Below are 19,156 nucleotides of genomic sequence, written 5' to 3'. Positions count from 1 at the left end.
CCTCCAGCGAATAAGCACGCTACCGCCCTTGAGTTACAGCTCCCAATGCGCTATTAACAAAAACAAAATTGATCCGGCCAGGATATAAGTCAGCATGCGCTAATCCTGAAAATGCAGATTTATCCGCTTGTCAGCGAAAATATCGAAATAACGTCAGCGTGCGATTAAGTTATCTATCAGAAAACTCATGTTTAATGGTTCTTTCGATTGCCGAATCAAGTTCGACCGGCGCCACGAAATTATTCTGCACATTGCTTTTAAATTGCGTTCTGGCGCAGAATTTCTGCACTCTGACGCGACTGATTGGAAATTTCTTTCGACTTATTTTACTCACGACATCCAATGCGGTTGCGCCGCATATTCCCAAGGCGTAAGGAATGCGAATCGTCTTATTTTCCCTGCCCAATGAAGAGGAAATAACGTCGACCAGCTGATTCATCGTAAAGTCCGGTTTATCGACATAGTTGCTGACCTGATAACTGGACTGCTGATCCAACGCATGCTCCAACCGTGCAGCAATATTCTCGACGTAAGCCATCGACTTCATATTATTGCCGCTGCCAATCATCACGAAACGGCCGCTGGCGATCTGGCGGAACAGGTTATACACGTTGCCGCGGTTGCCTTCGCCGAACACCACCGTCGGACGGATGATGGTCAATTTATTTGCGGCGTCTGCCTTGCGCCAGGCCTCATAAACATATTCCGCCTCGAGCTTGGACTTGCCGTAATGGTTGAAAGGTTCGAAACGCCCTTCTTCGCCGGTTTCCTGCTTGACGAACCCGTAAACGGCGACCGAGGAGGTGAAAATGATTTGGCGGATATTCAATGCAGAGGCGGTCATGCAGACATGACGTGCGCCTTCGACATTGACCTGATAATAGAGCGAAATGGGATCGACATTGTCCTGATGCTCCGCCGCCAGATTAATGATGGCGTCACAGCCCGCCAGCGGTTCTTGCAAAGTCTGAGGTTGAGTCACATCGCCATACTGATAAAGGGATGGAAAATGTGCACTGGGTTGCTTATCGACGATGACCAATGTCAGATCATCGCGCTTACTGAGACGTTTCGCCAGGCGTGTTCCGATAAAACCGGAACCCCCGATAATAGCTACTTTACGCTTATCCATAAATTGTCACTCAGCAGGTTCTCATTATTCCCGTCACCCGATTGGGACAGGCGCTAATACGCGTTAGGTAATGAGTTCCAGACTGGACAAATCGAACCTGGCTTTCAAATAACAAATAATGAAATAAAAGATTTCATCAAATGTAAAATTATCGCTATAGATAAAACCTCATTCAGCGCTAATTTTTAACATCGTAAGCAACTTGATATTGCAAGGTTTTATTCGGCAATATGAGATTAATCCGACCTTTACCGGTGGAGGAAGAGGTCTCATATTTTACCGGCAATTTCAGCTGGCCTTGTTTAGGATCGACACATTCGATGGTGGCCTGATCCATGTTCTCTCCCTGGTACAGACAGAACAGCGTTTGCGGGCTGTTGGTATGGGGATTATTCAGCGTCAGCGTCAACACCACGCGCGTGTTGTTCTGAATATCATTGATCACCGGCGGACGGGTTTGGTTGCCCAGGACATATGAAAAATGTGAAATAACCAGTAACGAGGCGAACACCGTCAGGTATTTCACCACGCGACTGGCAGGCACGCTGAAAAAGCGGCGCACGGACAGCGACTTCTTTTCATGCGCCGGATCTTGAGAGGAATCCATCGCCGCAACAGGCGCAGAAACGAGGGTTGATTTACGCGGCTTAACTATTTTTTCGTCGTTGGCTACAGGCGATTCATTTTCACTTTCAGAAAGTTCCGCTTGAATATCAACGTCAATATCATCGTTACCGTTTAATATATCATCATCGGCGTAGTCTTCATCTTCAGATATAAAGTGAAAAGCCGCTTGATTTTCCACCTTGTAACCCAAGCGTGGAATGGTTCTGATAAGCGTGTGTTCCGAATCGCTAATTTTCTGACGAATGGATTTAATTGTTTGATTTATCGTTGAATCTGAACAATAGGTTCCTTTCCAGATATTTTCTATAATTTCCGTTCGGGTAACCAGCTCGGGGGATCTGGCGACAAGCAGCGAAAGAATTTGATACTCCTTCCAACGCAGACGGAATTTCTCCCCGGCAGGAGTCAGAACATCGAGATTCCTAATCTTTATTCTTTTATCAAGATTCACTTTTAATTTCCTTAGCGTGCCTGTCCTGCACACTTTGTATAGAAATATCAAAAAATGTTCAAGAAATTAAATGTAAACTCAACAGGTTGCATTCATCGGATATTGGCTTTTATAAAAATTTTCTGATTTCATTTTTTACATTAAGCCTGATTCAGGATATTCCGTTTATCCAAACGACTCTATTTCCCTGTTGGTAACATGGATTTCTTTCCTGGCTACCGTAAAATTCAAACTAGCACCTCTTTGATTTAGAAAGAAAAAACTAACGGCGTTGCTTGATTGTTAATCGAATGAAATTGTGAAATTTCATTCTACGCCCTGAATTCATTCTGTTTTTCCACCTAATCTGAACGTCAGATAGACTACAAAAAGACGGAAAAAACAGAATGAGAGTTATCTGATTTAACTCCGGCGTTCATTCCATCCAACGGGCTCAGCATCTAAGACAAAACCCTATTGCTGATTTTATAATACGCACATCAATTAGGTATTCTCCTAAGCAATTTCATTTAAACGCAGGAAAAAGCATTAATTGTTTAATAGTAAGAACACGCTCAACAAAACGAAAAAACCGCGTGAATAATATAAACCTTTTGTGAGGAAGGATTCATACATTGAGAGATATAACTATAAAAAAAGAAAAAAACGGCAAGCGGGGGTGAGAATTTTACCTAAAGGCAGAAAATTTCACTGAGGAGGAGAAGAGAGAAGTTTCGGTATGAACGAAATATCCCTCCCCTGTCGGGAGGGATAGAGAAAGTCGTTTGACACTCAGGCTTTTTTCTTGCGGCCATACACCGCCCAGGTGATCACGACGCACAAAATGTAAAACACCAGGAACACTTTCATCGCGCCCGCGGGTGAACCGGTCAGCGCCAGTGAGGTGCCAAAGGCCTGCGGAATGAAGAAGCCGCCGGCGGCGCCAATCGCCGAGATAAAGCCCAATGCGGCGGCGGAATCGGTTACCGCCTCACGCTGCGCGCTTTCATCGCTGCCGCCGGCCGCTTTAACGCGATCGACGGTGATTTTGCGGAAAATAACGGCGATCATTTGGAAAGTCGATCCGCTGCCCAGCCCCGCAGTGAGGAACAGCACCATAAAGATACCGTAGAAGGCGATGAACGACCCGCCCTCGCCCGCACTCGGCAAGGTCAGGAACAACAGCGCGGCAAAAACGGCCATGACCACAAAGTTGATCAACGTCACCCGCACACCGCCGAAACGGTCAGACAACGCGCCGCCGACCGGCCGCGCCAGCGCCCCCAGGAACGGCCCGAAAAACGCGTAATGCAAGATCACCACGTCGGGGAACTGCGTCTTCGACAGCATGGCGAAGCCGGCGGAGAAACCGATGAAAGAGCCAAAGGTCGCGAGATACAGCAGACTCAGCATCCACAGATGCCCACGCTTGAGCACCGGCAGTTGCTGACGCAGCGATGCCTTGGCCGCCGCCAGATCGTTCATGCCGAACCAGGCCGCCAACGTGCCGACCAGCAGGAACGGCACCCAGATCCAGGCGGCGTTTTCCAGCCACAGCTGGCCCCCCTCCACCTGGTTTTGCGCCGTGCCGCCAAACAGGCCGAACAGGCTGAAGGAAATCGCCAGCGGCGCGACCAGTTGCATGACGCTGACGCCCAGATTGCCCAACCCGCCGTTGAGCCCCAACGCCCCGCCCTGACGCGCTTTCGGGAAGAAGAAGCTGATGTTGGCCATGCTGGAAGCAAAGTTGGCGCCGGCGAAACCGCACAGCAGGGAAATAATGACGAACACGCTGTACGGCGTACTGCTGTCCTGCACCGCAAACCCGAGCCACAGGCAGGGCACCAGCAGGAAGCAGGTGCTGATGGCGGTCCAGCGACGGCCGCCAAACAGCGGGATCACGAAGGAATACGGTACGCGCAAAATGGCGCCCGAGACCGACGGCAGCGCCGTCAGGAGAAACAGCTGGTCGGTGGTAAAATTGAAGCCGACCTTGTTCAGGTTGACCGCGACGGCGCTGAACAGCATCCAGACGCAGAAGGCCAGCAGCAGACAGGGAATGGAAATCCACAGGTTGCGGGTGGCGATGCGCTGGCCACGCTGCTGCCAAAAAGCGCTGTCTTCAGGGCGCCAGTCCTGAATCAGCGCACCGGTTTTCTTTGATGAAGGCGTTGCAAGTTGCGACATAAAAACCTCAGACACGGGGGATCATTCCGCACACCCTAGGGGGCGGCCCCGGCGGCAAAGTTGATGTATATCAACCCGCATGCAAGTAGTTGGCGGCGGAAATGGCGGCTTCATCCCCTTAGGGGTACGCCCTAACCAAAAATTAAATCCATTTAAATCAATCAACTAATCACTATCACTTTCGTTTTCTTGCCGTCTCGACGCGCCCCTGGAAACTAATGGGTACTTCATTCGAGGTATGGGGTTATGCGCAGGGATAATCAAAAATACGGCTGAATCGTGACTTGTTTAGCCCCATCGCCGCCTTCGCCCCTGAGCTTCAGCGGCGCCAAACGCCAGGAATCCGCACTTATGAAACGCCTGTTGGCCCCGCTTTCGATCGTGAATCAGGTCGCCCTGCTGATGTTGCTGTCGGGCATGCTGGGCGTGGCCGGCATGGGGATTTCCGCCTGGATGTCGCAAAGCATTCAGGGCAACGCGCACGCCATCAACAAGGCCGGCTCGCTGCGCATGCAAAGCTACCGGCTGCTGGCGCAGGTGCCGCTGGATGAACGGCACGAAGCGCTGATCCGGGAACTGGAGCGCGACGAAAATAGCCCCGACCTGCAGCGTTCGGTGGAGCAGGAAGGGTTGACGCAGCCTTTCAACGCCCTGCGCGACTATTGGCAACAGACGCTGCAACCTCGCCTGCGCAGCGCGCAGCAGCCGGCCGACGCCGCGCCCCAGGTCGCGCACTTCGTGCGGTTGTTGGATAAGCTGGTGTCGGATATCGACAGGCAAACCGAACGCCGTCTGCTGATGGTGACGCTGGTGCAGGCCGGCTTTATTGCGCTGACGCTGCTGCTGTTGATCGGCACCACCTGCTACCTGCGGCGCCGGTTGCTGCATCCCTGGCGGCAACTGGTGGAGATGGCCCTGGCGGTAGGCCGCGGTGATTTTAGCCGCCGCTTTGCGCAGCGCGGCCATCAGGATGAAATGGCGTCGCTCGGCGGCGCGTTGAACACCATGTCCGACGAGCTGTCGGCCACCTACAGCGGGCTGGAGCAGCGCGTGGCCGAGAAGACCGCCGACCTGCAGCAGAAAAATCAGGTGCTGAGCTTCCTCTATCGCGCCAGCCGCCAGCTGCACGCCAGCGAGCCGCTGTGCAGTCGCCTGACGCCGCTGCTCAACCAATTGCAAACCCTGACGCCGCTGCGCGCCATTCAGGTGCGGCTGTATGAAAACGACAGCCGGGAACCGCTGCTGCAGCTGAGCGGCAACCAACCGCTAAGGCCGGAGCATTGCCATAACCCGGTGTGCAGCGCCTGCCTGAACGACAGCGACCGCCAGTATCCCAACAATCCGTCGCTGAGCTGGAGCCTGAGCGACAAGCTCGGCGACTACGGCGTGATCGTGGCGCAACATGCGCCGCAGCAACCGCTGAACGATGAACATCGCCAACTGATCAATACCCTGGTGGAACAGCTGACCAGCGTGCTGGCCATCGAACGTCAGGTCGACCACCAGCAGCAGTTGATGCTGATGGAGGAGCGGGCGGCGATCGCCCGCGAGCTGCACGACTCCATCGCCCAATCGCTCTCCTGCCTGAAAATGCAGATCGCCTGTCTGCAGATGCAGGGGGAAACGCTCTCTGCCGCCAGCCAGGCGCTGGTGCAACAGATGCGTGAAGAGCTGAACGGCGCCTATCGCCAACTGCGCGAACTGCTGACCACCTTCCGTCTGCAGTTGACCGAACCGGGTCTGCTGGCGGCGCTGCAATCGACGGTCGCGGAGTTCAACCCCAAACTGGGCCTGACCATCAGCCTCGATTATCAGCTGGGGCCGCGCACGGTGCCGGCCTATCAGGCCATACACCTGCTGCAGATCGCCCGCGAGGCGCTCAGCAACATCCTTAAGCATGCCGCCGCCAGCGAGGTAAGCATTCAGGTCATCAATAAACGCGGCGAAGTGACCCTGAGCGTATGCGACAACGGACGCGGCCTGCCGGCCGAGACCTCTCGCCCCGACCATTACGGCTTGATCATCATGCGCGATCGCGCCAAGAGCCTGCACGGCCGCTGCGACATTTTACCGCGCAGCGGCGGCGGCACCGAGGTGCGGGTCAGCTTCACGCCGGATAACCACGCCATCGACTAACGGAGACACCATGACGACAGAAACCGCCGCCACCATCTTACTGATCGACGACCACCCCATGCTGCGCAACGGCGTAAAACAGCTGATCGGCATGGACGCTCGCCTGCAGGTCATCGCCGAGGCCAGCAACGGTGAACAAGGGGTCGCGCTGGCGGAGCAGCACGATCCGGATCTGATCCTGCTCGACCTGAACATGCCCGGCATCAACGGGCTGGAAACGCTGGATCGCCTGCGCCAGACCGATCTGTCGGGGCGCATCGTGGTGTTCAGCGTATCCAACCATGAAGACGACGTCGTCAGCGCGCTCAAGCGGGGCGCCGATGGCTATCTGCTGAAAGACATGGAGCCGGAGGATCTGCTTAAGGCGCTGCATCAGGCGGCGGCCGGGCAGATGGTGCTCAGCGAAACGCTGACGCCGATCCTCGCCGCCAGCCTGCGGGAAAACCGCCCAAGCGCCGAGCGCGATATTCAGCAACTGACGCCGCGCGAACGGGATATCCTGAAGCTGATCGCCCAGGGGCTGCCGAACAAGCTGATCGCCCGCCGCCTGACCATCACGGAAAGCACCGTCAAGGTACACGTCAAACACCTGCTGAAAAAGATGAAGCTGAAATCCCGCGTCGAGGCCGCCGTGTGGGTGTTGCAGGGTAAAAACGGTTAATCGTCGCCGTACAGCGGCCCGGTTTGCGCCGGGATCGGCGGCGGCGTCAGGGTTTGGATCGGCGGCTGATCCGCTTCATCACCGGCGGTCGCCGTCAGCGGCGGCGCCACTTTCAGTTCTATCCAGTTGGACGTCACGCGCTGCTGTTTGTCGTCCTCCAGCGTGACCGACAGCCGATAGCTGTTGGCGGCGCCCGGGGCGTCATCCCACGGCGGCACGATCGCCGTCCAGCCCTGCGGATCGTTGGCATTGTGCGGCGGCGTCAGGCTCAGCGCCTGCGTATCCCCCTGCCAGCTGACGTGAGAAATCCCGTGCAACGCCTTGATTTCCAACACCAGCGGCACGGTTTCCCCCGCCTGCAGGCTCCACGGCGGCGTGGCCAGGAACACCTGCAGCGTCTTGCGCTGGCGGAACTCCAGCACCGGCACGTTTTTACGTTCGACAGGATCGTAGCGGCTGCCGCGCAGCGACTTGGCCTGCGCCACATACTCCGGCGAAATCTGCTTGACCAGCGGCACCCCGAGCCGGTAGCTCAGCGCCAGTTCCACCTGATCCTGGCTCTGCCCGCCCGCACCAATCTTATGCAACGCCTTCATCGTCACCAGCGGCACCGGGGTATAGTTGAGCCCCAGCTGCATCGCGCGCGGATCGTTCTGTTTCTTGCCGCTGCCGAACAGATCGACATTCTCGCCCAGGTACTGTTCATAGCTGAGCGAACCGCCGATTTGGCGATAAAACGGCAAATAGCCCTGCGTCGTGATGTCGTAACCGCGCGCCGGACGGCTGAAAAATACTCCATCGCCGGGCTGTTGCGACAGCGCCGACAGCGGATAGTAATAGTTGGTGGAGAAACGCAGATAGTCCCCCCAGGCTTCCGCCCCCACGCTGCCGCGATTGCGCTGCCGGGCGAAATCGCTGTCGAGCGCCGTGTTGTAACCCAGCAGCCAGTCACCGGCGATCCAGCGTTGCCCCAGCGCGACATTGCCGAGCGCCCCGGCGCTTTGCTGCAGCCAGCCGATTTGGCTGTAGGTCAACAACCCGTCGACGTCGTACAACGGGCTGAAGAGCTGGCCGTTGCTGCCGGTAAAATCGCCCTCGCCGTTCATCTTCAGCGACAGCCGGGCGGTTCCCAACGGAGACAGCAGTTCTTGCGCCTGTTGCTGCAGCGCACCGGTCGCCTGGCCCAGCAAATAATCTTCAGCGCGGCTGCGCATCTGCTGACGTGAAACGTTGTTCAGATCTTTTTCGCCGAGCTGTTTGGCCATCTCGGCCCACTGCTTCTCGCGCGCGGCGTCGTCGGGCGCACCGCCCAGTTCGGGCAAGTTCGCCGCCGGATCTGCGCCGGCCTGTTCGGAAGAGATAACGCTGTCCGGCGCCGGTGGGGATTCGGCGCACGCGGGCGCCGCGCCGGCCAGCCACACCAGCGGCCCGGCCAGCCACGCCGTCTGGCGTCGGCGCCAGAATCGTTTTTTAGTCTTGATGAGTACTGCCTGAATGACGTCTTTCATGACACCGTTGGCTTCCCTCCTTCCTGGAGCACGCCAACCCACTGCTTTGCCGCCGCCATTCCCGCGACAGCGCTGAAAAACCTCACGCCCCCTAGCCCGGCGGGGGCGCCTATGTCCTCATAGCCTAACGGCTTGACGAGCAGAAACAATAGGATAAACCCCAATCACTCCTGAGTGACGCCGTCACTTGTACCCTTTACCGATCCATTCCGGCCGCCAGGTGAATTCACCGCATTTTAGCGCCGATTTTGCCGATAAAAAGCACAGTACCCCGTGGCTGCGCGCCACCGCGCAGGGCAGTGTACACCCCTGCAATACGCAGCGTGGCGATGCGAACGCCTGCGCATTCCTCACAACCGACCGCGTTTTCCCCTGATGAAATACGCATTTTGCCGTTATTTTAGCCGTCTGTTCTACGACTGGCGGAGTCCGGATGTTGCTTTCTTTACTGTGACACGCGCTGTTTTTCACCGCGCTGCTGTCGGCGGGCCTGATCGCCTTCGCGCTCATTACGTGGCTGGAACGCGTGGAGGGCGTCAACGATCGCCCACAGAGGTTGCGCCTTCAGGGGCCGCTGCTGACGGCACTGGGGCTGGCGTTGGCGACGCTGCCCCTGAGCCTGACTGCAGCGCCTCGATGGGGGTTAGTGCCGGCCGCGGCGCTCCTGATCGCCCTGGCCTGGCTGGACTGGCGCCATCGGTGGCTGCCGGATCGACTGACTCAGCCGCTGCTGTGGGGCGGGCTACTGTGCAACCTTGACGCTCGCTGGGCGCCGCTGGAAGACGCCGTGCTGGGTGCCGTCGCCGGTTACGGCGCGTTATGGCTGCTCAATGCGCTCTACCGGCTGACGCAGCGGCGTGACGGCATCGGCCAGGGCGATTTCAAACTGCTGGCGGCGCTGGGCGCCTGGCTTGGCTGGACGATGTTGCCGCTGCTGGTCTTTCTGGCGGCGGCGTTCGGATTGGGCGTCGCGTTGGCGCGTGGCCTGCACAACCGCCGAGCCTGGCGAACGCCGCAACCTTTCGGTATCGGGTTAGCGGCGGCCGGCTGGCTATGCCTGCTGACCGGTCCCGGCTCACCTGGCCCGCAGTGGAATTTCATTTATTTCACAGCATCAGCCCCACATGAAATCGAGGCAGAACGCGGTTCTGCGCATTTCGCACCGTTTTTACCCAGCCTCGCCGACGGCCATTTTTCCGCTGCCGGCAAGGGATGATAACCCGGTGAAATTTTGCCTATTTCACCAAAACTCACTGTGTCCCTTTAGGCCCCGGTGTTATGTTCCCCAGCTGGATCACGCCATGGAGCATCCCATGCAAAACCCGGTCAGGCCACTCGCCGCCCTTCCCGACAGCGAACAGGCGCATTCTTCCGTGCAATGGCTGCTGCTGGGCGCCGTCGCCATCACAGGCGTCTGGTTCGCCCCCTATTTATCGTTGGTGATTTGCAGCGGCTTGATCGCCGCCTTTATGCTGCTGCGCCAGCAACCCGATCGCGTGCTGAATCTCACCGCCTTCCTGCTGCTGACCGTGATATCCGCGGTGCCGCTGGCGACGAAGAACCTCGAGCCGGTGATGAACGACAAGGTGAACTACTACCTTGAGATGCAGCAGTACAGCGGCTACGGCCTGATGGATTGGTTGGCGCAGTTTTCCGGCACCGACTTTGTCTCGCACCTGTTGTTTAAACTGACTGCCACCTGGTTTGGCGTCGGTAATGGCGCATTCGCCGCCTTCTTCCTTATCAGCTTTTCGCTGCTGGCGCTGGGCGTTTACCGCCTGTCGCGCACTTACTTTGCCGTGATCCTGTTTTTGTTCTGCTGCCAGTACAATTTCCAGGGGCTGTACGGCAACCTGTTGCGGCAGGGGCTGGCGCTCTCTTTCCTGGTGCTGGCCGTGTCGGAACAGCACCGCGGCCGCATGCTGCTCTGGATCGTGATGGCGTCCTTCAGCCATTTTTCCGCTTTCCTGTTTCTGCCCTATCTGCTGCTGCCCGCGAGCTGGCGCACCGTCGGCACCCTGCCAGTGCTGGCGCTGTTCGCCGCCTGTTACCTCGGCGGCGCGGTGCTGATGCCTAAACTGATCGCCGTCGTCGGCAACGACTTTCTGGCCTCGCGCGCCGAAGCCTACGTCAGCGGCGACTTCGGTAATAACCCGGTGCGCAAAATCCAAATCACGCTGCTGTACGTCGGCGTGGTGGAGGCGCTGTATCAATTCGCCCGCTACAAGTTCCGCACGCCATCGCCTCAGTTTGTACAAGCCGCCTATGCCGTGCGCCTGATGTTCCTTTATAACTGCGCGGTGTTCTTCGCCACCATCAGCTTTGAAGAGGTGGCCAACCGCTATTCATTCAACATGATGATCTTCGTGCTGATCTTTATGGTGATGGTATGCGGCAATCTGAAAGACGCGGTAAGCCGGGTGCTGCTAACGCTGTTGTGCTTCTCACTGGGCATCGCGTCCTATCTGTATATCAACCAGGTCGGCGTGCAGCAGTTTTGGTACGGCGATCTGCAGGCGCTGGTGACCGACAGCCTGCCGACAATACTCAATAAGCTGAATCTCGCCGGCACGCCGTGGTGAGTTCACCGCGTTAACACCGGCCGGGCCAGGCCCCCTTCTCCTCTCGGTGGTGAGGGGGCATTTTTCGTTCACGGCTGCGTTTTATTCACCCTATCCAGATACAGCATGCTGTTGGCGATATCCACCCGGGCATCTTCAACATTGTCCCGTAATGCCACCAGCGTTTGCCCCTGCAGCGCCAGCACATAAGGCGAACTGGCCTGCAGTTCCCGTTGCAGCGCGGCGTAACGTGCGCTGCGCGCTGCGCTGTCGCCCTCCGCAGCCGCCGCACGCGTTTCGGCGCTGATGGCGGGAATGCTCCACTGGGTGCGCCAGGCCAGGGTCTTCGGCCCGCCCGGCACATTGTAGGCAAAGGCGCTAGCGTTGGTGTTCGGATCCAGATAGTCGGCGCCCCAATAGGTGAAGATCGCCTGGAAATCGCGGCCGCGCATCTTGCCCCACAGATCGCTCTCCACCACCGGATGAATGTCCAGCCGCAGCCCAGCCTGCGCAAAGCTGGCCTGCAGCGCCTGCGCGATGTCGGTATACGGCGGCTGGTTGATGACGATCAGGCTGATGCTTGTGCCCTCGTTGATGCCGGCATCGCGCAGGATCTGTTTGGCCTTGTCCACATCGAGCTTAAACGGCCGCTCGTCGAGCGCACCGTCCAAGCCCTGCGGCAAGAATGCCTGATGCACGCGATATTGCCCTTTCAGCAACCGTTCGGCGATGCTCTGATAGTCCACCAGCCAGCGCGCCGCCTGCCACAGCGCCGGATTGCCCAGCGCCGGGTTGTCTTTGCTGCCGGTATTGAAACCGAGGTAATACACCTTGGGCGCATCGGCCTGCTCAATGCGCACGCCCGGCGCTTTGCGCAGCGAGTCGAACTGGTCAGCGCCCAGATCGTAGGCCACGTCGGCATCCCCCTTCAGCAACAGTAAACGGCGGGTGCCGGCATCGCTGACGTTCTTGAATAACACCGTTTTCAGCCGGGCCGGCGACGGCGCGTAGTCGTTGCGGCCAAACAGCAGCGCCTCATGCGGCACATAGTTATTCACCCGATACGGGCCGCCGCCGGCCGAATGGTTGCGCAGCCAGGCGTTCCCGAAGTCCCCCTGCTGCGCGTGTTCGCTCAACAGCTTCTCATCCACGATCGAAGCCACGTTCGCCGTCAGCAGCCGCAGCGCCAGCTCGCTGCCGATGTTGGCCGACCAACTGAGCTGCACCTGGTTATCCCCGATCTTCTTCAGCTGCTGCTCGACGTTATCCGGCGTCCAGCCAAACTCAGCGAGAATAAAGGACGGCGCCTTGTTCAGCTTCACCGCACGCACCAGTGAGTAAATCACGTCCTCGGGACGCAGCGGATTGCCGGAAGCGAAACGTTGCTGCGGCTTCAGGGTAAAGATCAGGCTGCGCCCATCGGCGCCCGCTTGCCAACGGGCGGCGGCGTCCGGCACCAACTTTTGCGGCGCACCGCGATCCGGCGCCACCAGGCGCTGATAGAGATTGACCAGATTGGCCGAGCTGACGGTTTCAAAGCTCTCCGCCGGATCGAGGCTGATGATGCCCTCCAGCGAGCTGACCACCACCAAGGTATCCGGCGGGGTGGCGGCCTGCGCGCCGAAAGCGGTCGCCAGCGCGCCATACAATAAGGTTGGGATTAACCGTTTCATCGATACACTCTCCACAATCACGCGGTTGCGTTGTTTTTCGAGTGTAGGGGGTAAGAATTAACAGAAGAACGACGATAAATTGCTTTATTTATTACCAAGATGGATATGCCCGCCGCATTGACGGGCATTGGCTCAGGCAAGGAGACGGCCGTGCGCCATCGCCACTGCGCGATCGCACATATGGTCGATCACATCCGCATCGTGACTGACCAGCACCAGAGTCAGATCGCCCGCCTGTTTCAGCTCGTTGAGCAAGTTGAGGATCTCCGCCTGCACCGACATGTCCAATGCCGAGGTCGGCTCATCCAGCAGCAGCAGCTTCGGCCGCAACAGCAAGGCGCGCACGATCGCCACGCGCTGCCGTTGGCCGCCCGACAGCTGATGCGGATAGCGATCCAGCAGGCGCGGATCCAATCCTACCTGGCGAAAGCCCGCGCTGATTTTGCGTTCGATGTCGCTTTCCTGCAGCAGGTTGAGCGGTTCCGACAACGTGCGCAACAGCCGGTGCTTGGGGTGTAGCGAAGCATAAGGATCCTGAAACACCATCTGCACTTCACGCCGCAGTTCGCCGGTAAACGCCTGCCCCGGCTGCAGCCGCCGCCCGAGCAGTTCAAAACCGCCGCGCCAGCTGTCGTTCAGCCCGGCCAATACCCATAGCAGCGAGGACTTGCCACAGCCGGAAGGCCCCACCAGGCCGAAGCACTCGCCCGGTTCGATACGCAGGTTAACGTCGTGCACCACGGTGCGCTGTTCATAGCCCTGACGATGGCTGACGCTGAGGTTCTCCAGTGCAATCACGCTCATTTCAATGCCTCCAGCAGCGCGCGATCCAGCACCGGCAGCGGCTTGCCGCGCGTCTCGCGGCTCGGCCGACACGCCCACAGCGTGCGAGTATAAGGGTGCGTGGCCTGCGCCAGCTCTGCTGCCGGCAGCTGATCCAACAGCTCGCCTTTGTACATCACCAGTACCCGCTCGCAGTGGTGCGCCACCTGCTGCAGATCGTGGCTGATCAGGATCAGCCCCATATTGCGTTGCGCCACCAGATTTTCTATCAGCTGCAGCACCTGATCGCGCATCTGGTGATCCAACGCCGAGGTGGGTTCGTCGGCAATCAGCAGCTGTGGATCGTTGATCAGGGCGATGGCCAGCATCACCCGCTGCCCCATCCCGCCGGAGAGCTGATGCGGATAGCGGCGACACAGCGCCGCCGGATCGGGCAAGCCCACCGCCGCCAGCATCTCCAGCACTTTTTCACGCCGCTCGGCGCGGCTCAGCTTGGCATGCAACACCAGCGGCTCCTCCACTTGACGGCCGATCGGCTGATTGGGATTCAACGCATGCTTGGGATCTTGCATCACCATCGCCACCCGGTCGCCGCGCAGGCGGCTCCACTGGCGCTCGCTAAGGCGCGTCAAGTCTTCGTCGCCCAGCGTCAGGCGCTGCGCCCGCAGCTGCAACGGCGGCGGCAATAGCCCCATCAGCGCACGCGCGGTCAACGATTTGCCGGAGCCGGACTCACCGACCAGCGCCAGCCGCTCCCGCCCCATGCTGAACGAAATATTCTTCACCAGCGCCGCCGGCTGCGGCCCCGGCACGCCGATCGCCAAACGTTCAACGGTCAATAAGGTGTTATCAGTGCCCATGACGAGGATCCATTTTATCGCGCAGGCCATCGCCCAGCAGGTTAAAGGCCAGGCTGGCGAACAGGATCGCCCCGCCCGGTGCGGCGGCGACCCACCATTGATCGAAAATCACTTTACTGCCTTCGGCCACCATCGAGCCCCATTCGGCGGTCGGCGGCGCGACGCCCATGCCGAGGAACCCCAGACCGGCGGCGGACAGGATGATGCCGCCCAGGCTCAGCGCCGCGCGCACCACCGCGCTGGGCAGGCATAAAGGTAAAATGTGGCCGACCATCAGCCGCAGACCGTTGATGCCCTGCATGCGCGCCGCCGCCAGATAATCGCTGCGGCGCAGCGCCAGCGTTTCGGCCCGCGCCTGGCGGGCAAAGGCCGGCCAGCTGGTCAGTGCCAGCGCCAGCGCGCCGTTCATCAGCCCCGGCCCCATCACCGCCACGAACGCCAGCGCGATCACCAGGCTCGGCAACGACAGGAAAATATCGGTCAGACGCATCAAGATGCGTTCTGCCCAGCCGCCGAGATAACCGGCGCAGATGCCCACCAGCAGACCGATAGGAATGGTCAGCACCAGAATCAGCGACACCAGAATCAGCGTCGGCCGCGCGCCGTAAATCACGCGGGAGAGCAAGTCGCGGCCGAAACCGTCGGTGCCCAACCAATGCGTGGCGGAAGGCGGCAGCAGCCGCAGCTCGATATGCTGCAAATTGGGATCGAAAGGCGCCAACCACGGAGCCAGCAGTGCGGTGACGATCAGGATCGCCACCAGCGCTGCGCCGAGCGTCAGCGTGGTCAGCCGCTGACCGGTGCGATAGCCGACGGCCGGCTCGCTTTGCGGTTCGTGTTCAGAGAGATATTGGCTCATCGGGTTCGCGGATCCACTAGATAGGTCAAGGCATCGGCCAGGGTATTCAACAGCACGAAACAGGTGCCGATCAGCAGCGTGGCGCCGAGGATCGCCGGGGTGTCGGCGGCAAACAGCGCCGAGGTCAGATAGCGCCCGACGCCGGGCCAGGCGAACACCGTTTCGGTCAATACCGCGCCCTCCAGCAGGCTGGCATAGGAGAGTGACAGTACGGTGATCAACGTCCCCAGCACGTTGGGAAACACGTGGCGCAGCAGAATGCGCAGGCGGCCGGCGCCTTTGGAACGCGCCAGCGTCACGTATTCCTTGTTGCACTCTTCCAGCATCGCCGCGCGCAGCAGCCGGGTGATGCCCGCCATCGACAGCAGCGCCAGCGCCACGACCGGCAGCCACAGGTGGCTGATGGCGTTGTAGAACATCTCGCGATCGCCGGACAGCCAGCTGTCAATCAACACGAAACCCGTACGCGGCTCCATGCTGTACAAGTAAATGTCATCCAGGCGCCCCGGCCCCGCCGACCAGTGCAGCGTGGCGTAGAACAGCAGCAGCCCCAGCAGGCTCAACCAGAAAATCGGCACCGAATAACCCACCAGCGACAGCAACCGCGCCGCATTATCCAACCAGCTCCCCGGTTTGAGCACCGCCAGAAACGCCAGCGTAATACCGCCTAACGCGCCGAGAATAATGGCGCAGGTGGCCAGCTCCACCGTTGCCGGGAAGGTACGCAACAGATCGCTCAGCACCGGCTGGGCGGTAATGCGCGAAATGCCCAGATCGCCGTGCGCCAGGTGCACCAGATAGCGCCAAAATTGCACCGGCAGCGGCTGGTCCAGCCCCAGGTCATGACGCACCTGCGCATAGGTGGCTTCGCTGGCGTGATCGCCCGCCACCTGCAGCGCCGGATCGATCGGCGCCAGGTGCGACAGCATAAAGGTGAACAGCAGCAGGCCGAGCAGCGTTAACGCCAGCGACAACACGCCGCCGAACAGCCGCCCGCCCCAGCGCCAATACCGCCGGGCTAGCCCGGCGGAGGCGGAGAGTTCAGCGGCCATTACTTGCTGACCTTGCTGTAGAACACCATGTCAGGGTTGATGCCCTGCACATAGCCCTTGAGGTTGTCACGCACCGCGATCAGGCTACGCGCCTGCAGGCCGATGACAAACGGCGAGCTTTGCTGCACCTGTTTTTGCAGTTGCTGGTAGTCGGCCACCCGTTTGGCGGTGTCGTTTTCCGCGGTGGCGGCCAGCGTCAACTTGCTCAGCGCCGGGATCTGCCAGTTAGCTCGCCAGGCCAGCGTCTTGCTGCCGTCCTCCGGGTTGTAGGCAAAGGCGGCCGCGTTGGTGTTGGGGTCGAAGTAATCCGGCCCCCAGGAGGTCAGCGTCGCATCGTAGTTAAGCGCTTTCACCTTGGTGGAGACCTGTGAGCTGATGCCCGGCACCAGTTCGACCTTCACGCCGCCCTGAGCAAAACTGGCCTGCAGCGCCTGAGCGATATCCAGGTACGGCGGCTGGTTGTTGACGTCCAGACGGAAACTGACGTTGCTCAGCCCCGCTTTAGCCAGTATTTCTTTGGCTTTCTGCGGATTGAAGCTGTACGGCCTATCCTTGAGCGCGCCCAGATAACCGTCCGGCAGGAATGCCTGATGGCTCTGGAACTGCCCTTTCAGCAGATCGTCGGCGATGCCTTGGTAATCGAACAGCCAGCGCGCCGCCTCCCAAAACGCCGGGTTGCCGAGCGCCGGCGACGCCTTGGCGTTGAACTGCAGGAAATAAAGCGAGGCGTAAGGAATGGCCAACGGTTTGACACCCGCCTTGCCCTTCAGGGCCGCCATCTGGTCCGCCCCTAGGTTGCGGGCGATATCGGCATCGCCCTGCTCGATCAGCAAACGGCGCGCGGCCGGATCGGGCACGTTTTTGATCAGGATGGTTTTCAACGTCGGCGCCCCTTCCGGCGAGCCGGGGTTCGCGTCCAACACCACCACTTCGTGCGGCACATAGGTGCGGATTTTGTAAGGGCCGCTGCCGGCGGAGTGGCTGTTCAACCATTGGTGCCCCAGATCGTCGCCCTGCTGGTGCGCCAGCGCCTCTTTGGCGTCGACGATCGAGGATACCGGCGCCGACAGCAGACTTAGCACGAAGGCCGGGCTGACGTTTTCATCCCAGCTGATTTTTACCGTATGGTCATCCACCTTGGTCAGGTGTTGATCCACGTTCTTCCCGTTCCAGCCCAGCTGCGTCAGGATAAACGACGGTTCGAGATTGAGTTTCACCACCCGTGAAAGCGAAAAGATCACGTCCTCCGGCCGCAGCGGGTTGCCGCTGGCGAATTTGGCGTCCGGGCGCAGGCTGAAGGTCAGGCTGCGGTTATCGGCGCCGGCCTGCCAACGGCTGGCCAGGGTCGGTTTGAGATCGACGGGATTGTGCGGATCGGACTGGATCAGACGTTGATACAGGCTGTTGAACGACTGCACCGTGGTTAACTCAAATCCCTGAGCCGGGTCAAAGCTGACCACGTCATCGATAGACTGCGCGATCACCAACGTGTTGGCCGGCGTCGCCGCCTGTACGTCAACGCTGGCCGCCACGGCCAAAAACAGCAAAGAAGGAACGAGCGCTTTCATCTGAAACTCTCCAAGCGGATGGAATTTATAATAATTTCGCGAGTGTATGCGAGCGTGATCGGCAGCTGAAGGTACTTAAATCACTATAGATATTCTTTTTATGTATATAGATGGGGTTTTGATTATTAGAGCGAGGATTGCGCGGCCGATCGCACTCTCGCGGCACCTCGCAGCAATTGCCCATTGTCTTTGCGGCGCGATTCGCAGCGATGAAAGTCGAGGTTTGAGTCTGTTTCATCGGGTGATTAACGTGAGCTCGGTCACCCAAAGGACGGGCAAATGGAAAACCATCCATCAGAAAATGGCTTCTCACTCCGGCATGAGAGAGCGATAGAGCAAACATTGGCAGATATGAACAGCGTGCTGCTTGAGTCGGATCTCTTTATGACTCGTCTGACGGTACAAGACCGGCGCTGGCAAAAAGGCAGAAAAAACGGCCATACGTTAAATTGGCGCTCTCTCTTTAAATATCATGCCCAAATGCCCATAACTTTCGCTTTTGTCTACCGGCGAATAACCAGCCCGCTGAGCCGTGCAGGCTTTTGTCTGTGCCGTTATCTCCAGGCCGAGAACGTTATTGAACTTGTCGCGCTGGAGAATTTCTCCTTGCGCGAAACGCAACATCCACTGAAAGGCAATATGCTGCGCAACTGCTTGCAGGCTCTGTATCTGTATGGCCTGAACCTGCAAGAGCAGGGGCTGACGCCGGCGTCTCCGCCGGACATGCTGATCAGCCACGCCATTAATCACCGCGTGTTGGCGCTGTATACCCGTCAGGCCGCCTTTGAAGTGATACCCGGTACCATGACATGTAAAACCAGCTTCAACGCACTGAAAAAGTACATACAATCGCTGGAAAAATACGGTGCCAAATGTGATAAGGTGCGTACAAATAACGCGCAAAAAGGAAGCAAAAATGAAAAATAAGGATCTGACCGACCCGACGCTCTCCATTCAAGAGCAAAAACGCATCGCCATAGAGATTCTACGTCAGTACCATCGCTGGGAGATGGCCAACCCTCGCCCCCCCGAAGAACTCCCTGAATGGGAAGCCATCGGCCCGTTCAGAAAAAGTAAACGTCATCTGATCGAACGTACCGACGACTGATCCCGCATTAG

At 58.7% G+C, this 19,156-nt stretch carries 16 protein-coding genes; 6 read left to right on the top strand and 10 right to left on the bottom strand.

The features are described 5' to 3' along the window. Window positions 1-169: 169 nt before the first annotated feature. From ACJ8PE_RS03485 to ACJ8PE_RS03475, 3 genes are all read right to left on the bottom strand, one after another. Entirely contained in the window at window positions 170-1,132 is a 963-nt protein-coding gene (locus ACJ8PE_RS03485) for an NAD-dependent epimerase/dehydratase family protein (protein ID WP_033643442.1), read from the bottom strand. A 178-nt stretch (window positions 1,133-1,310) separates the two neighbouring features. Beyond that, window positions 1,311-2,210 (bottom strand): transcriptional regulator, encoded by a 900-nt coding sequence (locus tag ACJ8PE_RS03480; protein WP_033650894.1) that lies wholly within the window; start codon window positions 2,208-2,210, stop codon window positions 1,311-1,313. A gap of 771 nt (window positions 2,211-2,981) precedes the next feature. After that, on the bottom strand, window positions 2,982-4,376 hold the full coding sequence (locus ACJ8PE_RS03475; RefSeq protein WP_033650893.1) for a NarK family nitrate/nitrite MFS transporter: 1,395 nt from the start codon (window positions 4,374-4,376) through the stop codon (window positions 2,982-2,984). A 351-nt stretch (window positions 4,377-4,727) separates the two neighbouring features. On the opposite strand from ACJ8PE_RS03475, the gene narX reads away from it, so the two are divergent. Together narX and narL are read left to right on the top strand one after the other, a co-directional pair. Continuing rightward, a complete protein-coding gene (gene narX, locus ACJ8PE_RS03470; protein ID WP_033643445.1) occupies window positions 4,728-6,512 on the top strand; it encodes a nitrate/nitrite two-component system sensor histidine kinase NarX in 1,785 nt (594 codons plus the stop codon). A 10-nt stretch (window positions 6,513-6,522) separates the two neighbouring features. Then, a complete protein-coding gene (narL, locus tag ACJ8PE_RS03465; RefSeq protein WP_033643446.1) occupies window positions 6,523-7,173 on the top strand; it encodes a two-component system response regulator NarL in 651 nt (216 codons plus the stop codon). On the opposite strand, the gene ACJ8PE_RS03460 is transcribed toward narL, so the two are convergent. Then, window positions 7,170-8,681, bottom strand: coding sequence for a YchO/YchP family invasin (locus ACJ8PE_RS03460; RefSeq protein WP_089191922.1), 1,512 nt, complete (start codon window positions 8,679-8,681; stop codon window positions 7,170-7,172). The two genes, narL and ACJ8PE_RS03460, sit on opposite strands and share 4 nt — an antisense overlap. Before the next feature lie 526 nt (window positions 8,682-9,207). Here ACJ8PE_RS03460 and ACJ8PE_RS03455 point away from each other — a divergent pair. Together ACJ8PE_RS03455 and ACJ8PE_RS03450 are read left to right on the top strand one after the other, a co-directional pair. Beyond that, window positions 9,208-9,897: a prepilin peptidase gene (locus ACJ8PE_RS03455; protein WP_442536712.1), complete on the top strand. Its 690-nt coding sequence runs from the start codon at window positions 9,208-9,210 to the stop codon at window positions 9,895-9,897. A 97-nt stretch (window positions 9,898-9,994) separates the two neighbouring features. Further along, window positions 9,995-11,263 (top strand): EpsG family protein, encoded by a 1,269-nt coding sequence (locus tag ACJ8PE_RS03450; RefSeq protein ID WP_197793496.1) that lies wholly within the window; start codon window positions 9,995-9,997, stop codon window positions 11,261-11,263. Between the two features lie 68 nt (window positions 11,264-11,331). Here the strand turns inward: ACJ8PE_RS03450 and ACJ8PE_RS03445 are convergent, their stop codons facing one another. The 6 genes from ACJ8PE_RS03445 to ACJ8PE_RS03420 form a co-directional block, all read right to left on the bottom strand. Further along, window positions 11,332-12,915 carry an ABC transporter substrate-binding protein gene (locus tag ACJ8PE_RS03445; RefSeq protein ID WP_089197166.1) on the bottom strand — a complete coding sequence of 528 codons (1,584 nt, stop codon included), beginning with the start codon at window positions 12,913-12,915 and terminating at the stop codon, window positions 11,332-11,334. A gap of 132 nt (window positions 12,916-13,047) precedes the next feature. Further along, window positions 13,048-13,719 carry an ABC transporter ATP-binding protein gene (locus tag ACJ8PE_RS03440; protein ID WP_033643450.1) on the bottom strand — a complete coding sequence of 224 codons (672 nt, stop codon included), beginning with the start codon at window positions 13,717-13,719 and terminating at the stop codon, window positions 13,048-13,050. Beyond that, complete coding sequence (locus ACJ8PE_RS03435; protein ID WP_042784795.1) at window positions 13,716-14,558, bottom strand: ABC transporter ATP-binding protein; 843 nt, start codon at window positions 14,556-14,558, stop codon at window positions 13,716-13,718. Before ACJ8PE_RS03435 ends, ACJ8PE_RS03440 begins: the two co-directional genes overlap by 4 nt. Further along, the gene (locus tag ACJ8PE_RS03430; RefSeq protein ID WP_046687287.1) at window positions 14,548-15,417 is read right to left on the bottom strand and encodes an ABC transporter permease; all 870 of its coding nucleotides are present in this window, start codon (window positions 15,415-15,417) and stop codon (window positions 14,548-14,550) included. The genes ACJ8PE_RS03435 and ACJ8PE_RS03430 overlap by 11 nt, the downstream gene beginning before the upstream one ends. Then, on the bottom strand, window positions 15,414-16,469 hold the full coding sequence (locus ACJ8PE_RS03425) for an ABC transporter permease (protein WP_147838058.1): 1,056 nt from the start codon (window positions 16,467-16,469) through the stop codon (window positions 15,414-15,416). The genes ACJ8PE_RS03430 and ACJ8PE_RS03425 overlap by 4 nt, the downstream gene beginning before the upstream one ends. Further along, on the bottom strand, window positions 16,469-18,037 hold the full coding sequence (locus tag ACJ8PE_RS03420; RefSeq protein ID WP_197759715.1) for an ABC transporter substrate-binding protein: 1,569 nt from the start codon (window positions 18,035-18,037) through the stop codon (window positions 16,469-16,471). The genes ACJ8PE_RS03425 and ACJ8PE_RS03420 overlap by 1 nt, the downstream gene beginning before the upstream one ends. Window positions 18,038-18,316: 279 nt before the next feature. On the opposite strand from ACJ8PE_RS03420, the gene ACJ8PE_RS03415 reads away from it, so the two are divergent. Then, a complete protein-coding gene (locus ACJ8PE_RS03415) occupies window positions 18,317-18,964 on the top strand; it encodes a hypothetical protein (protein WP_060660592.1) in 648 nt (215 codons plus the stop codon). After that, window positions 18,954-19,145 (top strand): hypothetical protein, encoded by a 192-nt coding sequence (locus tag ACJ8PE_RS03410; RefSeq protein ID WP_033643456.1) that lies wholly within the window; start codon window positions 18,954-18,956, stop codon window positions 19,143-19,145. Before ACJ8PE_RS03415 ends, ACJ8PE_RS03410 begins: the two co-directional genes overlap by 11 nt. Window positions 19,146-19,156 lie beyond the last annotated feature (11 nt).

Source organism: Serratia sp. CY74737, assembly GCF_052166775.1.
GTDB classification, from domain to species: Bacteria; Pseudomonadota; Gammaproteobacteria; order Enterobacterales; family Enterobacteriaceae; genus Serratia; species Serratia ureilytica.
Note: the sequence above shows the minus strand (reverse complement) of the source record. Positions and strands in the feature narration are given on the sequence as shown.